The sequence below is a fragment of the Winogradskyella vidalii genome (genome assembly GCF_013403955.1).
GTDB classification, from domain to species: domain Bacteria; phylum Bacteroidota; class Bacteroidia; order Flavobacteriales; family Flavobacteriaceae; genus Winogradskyella; species Winogradskyella vidalii.
Genome location: NZ_JABFDG010000020.1, coordinates 1 through 4,019, shown reverse-complemented (window position 1 = coordinate 4,019; position 4,019 = coordinate 1). Strand labels below are relative to the sequence as shown.

At 29.2% G+C, this 4,019-nt stretch carries 3 protein-coding genes; all 3 read left to right on the top strand.

The window, feature by feature from the left end; translation table 11 throughout:
* Window positions 1-123 precede the first annotated feature (123 nt).
* The 3 genes from HM982_RS18125 to HM982_RS18115 all read left to right on the top strand — a co-directional run bounded on the left by HM982_RS18125 (window position 124) and on the right by HM982_RS18115 (window position 3,812).
* Window positions 124-864: a hypothetical protein gene (locus HM982_RS18125; RefSeq protein ID WP_179354737.1), complete on the top strand. Its 741-nt coding sequence runs from the start codon at window positions 124-126 to the stop codon at window positions 862-864.
* 798 nt (window positions 865-1,662) lie between these two features.
* Window positions 1,663-2,943: an XAC2610-related protein gene (locus tag HM982_RS18120; RefSeq protein WP_179354736.1), complete on the top strand. Its 1,281-nt coding sequence runs from the start codon at window positions 1,663-1,665 to the stop codon at window positions 2,941-2,943.
* Window positions 2,944-3,086: 143 nt separating this feature from the next.
* Window positions 3,087-3,812, top strand: coding sequence for a hypothetical protein (locus HM982_RS18115; RefSeq protein ID WP_179354735.1), 726 nt, complete (start codon window positions 3,087-3,089; stop codon window positions 3,810-3,812).
* The last annotated feature ends 207 nt before the right edge of the window (window positions 3,813-4,019 follow it).

Sequence of the window (4,019 nt, the reverse complement as noted above, 5' to 3'; positions counted from 1 at the left end):
GCCTACTTGCGAAAATTCCTGCGGAATTTTCACGGGTTCGTAAAAGTTTGCTAACTTAGTTGCTGAACCACGCAACTAACCATACACAATCACGTTAGCCACAATACGAAACGACCATCATCTATGAACAAAACATTATTATTTGCAGTCATTACTATCATCTCATTTACTGCGTGTAAAACGGAAACAAAAAAAGAAGAACCAATCAAAATAGAGAAAGTTGAAAAGATTGACGAAATCGAAAAAATCGAAAAAGCATTTACGGAATTTAAAAGTTTGTACGGAGAACTAAACGGATTTAAAAACGAGGCGGACTTTAAAAAATTCGGATTTGGAAAAGGCGGAAAATATAGCGAATGGCTTGAAAAAGTTAGAGAATTTAAGCAAAATCCCGATTCAAAATTATTGCTAAAGAAAGGTGTTTTAATTGGAGAATTAGAACAATTAGGAATGGCTTATGTTAGCTCAAAAGGAAAAGAAACAGAAGTTACCAAAACTTTCAACAAAATATTCAACGATGCAATTTCGGACAAACCAATTGCGGACGAAAAACCAACTTCTTCTGGAAATACAAATTATGACCAATTGAAAAGTGATTATGAATTGCTTGGAAAATGGACAATAGCAAATACGATTGTTAAAGAAAGTTATCCATACGAGATTTATAAAAAAGGAAATGAATTTGTTGGAGTAAGGTTAAACGATTTTAAAACTGAAAATCTGACTAAAAAAGGTTCCGATTATTACGTGAAAGGAAATAAATACGGAGAGTTTTACCGAATTGACAAAAACCTGAATATGATATTATTTGACAAGGACGGAGATTTGACAAGCACAGGATATAAAGCAATAAAAACGGAATAAGTACTGTGGCTAACACCGTGTATAATTAATTGCTGGGGTTTAGCTTACTTACGAAAATACTCACGTATTTTCTATTCGGTTTTTATTTGCTAACTTACTCGCTTAATCACGCAACTAACCATACACAAACACGTTACCTATAATTTTGTCGCCAACAACATTTTTTTTAAAATTTAAACATCAAATTACCAACTTTGGATTGATTACTCAGATGAATAATGCAACCTGAAAAGTATTACGGAGTAAACTCAACTTAACTAAATAAACCAAGATAATTTAGATTTAAAAAAATTAAAGAAAGTAAACCAAATTAAAACTCACTCTACTCTGCTTGAATTAAAAAAACTAAGATAATTTAAGATTAAAAAAGACTAATATAGGAAGCCAAATATCAGCTCACTCTACTCTATTTAAAATTAAAACAACTAAGATAAATTGAGATTAAAAAGATTGATAAAGGAAACCAAGATTGAAAAGCTAACGTTTATCGTTACGGCTGAACTACACGCAGAAAAACCAATCTGAGCTAATCTGGATTAGTAAAACGGAGTAATACGCTTAAACTCTTGCGAGAATTAATAGTTCCTAAATATATTTATAGGTGAATTTAAACATCTGAACTCTGTCTGAATAAAATAAAAACTATAGGTAACAACGTGTATAATTAATTGCTTTGTTGAGCTTACGTGCGAAAATTCCGCTGGAATTTTCTCGGGTTTGGTCAATTTTTGCTAAATTAGTTGCCAAACCACGCAACTATTCATACACAAGACCGTTAGGCAACATTTAAGACGAACAATGAGAACAACGATAAAACTTCTTTTGATAATTTTTATTTTCGGATGTAAAAATCAACCGAAAAGTAAAACTATATTGTTATCTGAAAGCAAAACGGAAATTTCGAAAAAACAATTTACCGAATCAATTTTTGACTTAATAATCAATAAAAAAGAAAGTTCGAAAAACTTTCCAGATAGTATTGCTTACAAATTTGTCTTTTCAAAAAGATTCACTGAAAAAGAAATTTCTGTACTGAATCTTGACACAACGAAAATAGATTTGAGCGAATATTACTTTCTAACAAACCAAAAATTCTTAAAGAAACCCATTGACTCAATATTATTTTTTATTTATTTCAAACATCAATATGGAGACCAATTGGAAAAGGTTTTGAGAGTAAAAAAGCAGAACTCTAATTTTGATTTAGTCCTCGCAATGGAAGGTGGCGATTCTTTTTCTAATAGTATATCAACAGAATTTATAAATGATTCAACTTTTATTTCAACTTATACACATAAAGTTGGAGATATAATATCTAGTAAAAACAATGGTAAAGAATCGACTTACGAATATTATTGTGATTCAATCATTTCAAAATACAGATATGACAAGTCATTAGATTTAAAAGTCTTACGAATAGATACATTGCAATTTTCCAAACAAACTTTTTATCGAGATAATAAGATTTTATGGAGTAATCTCAAAGCTTACAGTAAACCATTTAATTTTCAAGGAAAGGAATACGTTTGGGAATATTTTATACCCAATTACGACAAATCAAAAGGCATTTCTTATTCTCAAAATTTATTAGAGAACTCTTCTAAAAAGGTAATATTAAATGGTCAAACAGGTGGTGAAAATTATACCGAAACAATTAATAATTTATATGAAATTAATAATCTAAATGCAGAAACAAAGGACATAAATTTAGATGAGTTTAAGGATATTTCCTTTTATAATAGTGTAAAATCCGGAACAGCTGGAGAATTTACAGATGTTTATTTATTTAATAGTAAAGAAGACATTTTCGAATATTCAGAAATATTTAGTGGATACAACGTGGAATACGAATCTGATAAAAATAGAATATCGTCAATGGCTAAAAGTGGAGCAAAAGAATATTATTTTAGATACATAAATCTTAAAGAAAATAAAAAGGACATTGATTTTACAGAAACAATTCATCATTATTTTGACACTATCTTTTACAAAAAATCGATAAATGAAAAAATTATAAATGAAAGGAAAATTGTTCTGAAAGAATTTGAAAATTGGAAAAAATATTTAGAACGAAAATAAAAAACGTTGCCTAACACCGTGTATAATTCATTGCTAGTTATAGCTTACTTACGAAAGTCCTCGCGGACTTTCTATCTGTGATTTATTTGCTAACTTTAGTGCCTAAACACGCAACGAAATCATACACAAGACCGTTGTACACAATGCAAAAAAAAATTACGTTTATATTAATATTTCTGATAAGTTCAGTAAGTTTTGGTCAAAAAATCAAGACAATAACTGAATATAAAAAAGAAAATGATAGTTTAATCAATACACGAAAGACTGAATTTGACAAGTTGGGAAATTTAACTAAAGAAGTGAGATTTGGAAGTTATGACAGAATTTCTAAAACATTTAGAAATAAAAACCGAATTATAAAGTATAATAACGGAAAGAAATTTTCAGAATATAATTGCGAGGATTTTGTAGCTAAAGATACTTGTGTTATTCGTTCATTTTCGACTTACGAATTTGACCCTAAAACAAAAATTGAGAAACAAACGAAATACGAAACGGACAGTTTAATAAGATTTATTCGAGAAGTTAAACAACAAAAAAGAATACGTATTTCTAAAACTAATTCTTGGGAATTTATTCCTGTCAAAGAACCTGATTTTGAAAAAGCATTGGTTTTGACTGATACTTCATATTATGACAAAAAGAACAGATTAATAAAACGAGTGAATTATAATAGTCGAGTAAAAGAACCATATATTGAGAAATATGTTTACTCAAAAGACAAATATACTTATCAAACAATTGGAACTGCAAGAGACACAATTTTGAGTTTTGAATACACCAAACTACAGCAGAAAATTGATAAAAAAAGTATAGATTATAAGTTAAATTCAACTGATATTTATGAATATAAGATTGAATATCATTGAGGAAAGCACTGTGTACAACAACGTGTATAAAACATAGCTAGTAAGTGCCAAACCGAAGGTTCGTCTGTGTTTGCAAGCACCGCCAAATCTGCGATTTGGCATTAAAAAAGAAAAAAGTAAATACCAAATCGCAGATTTGGCTAAGTAATAATCCGAAACTTTTGTGTATATTTATACGCTACGTTTCATACACAAACACGTTGGCAA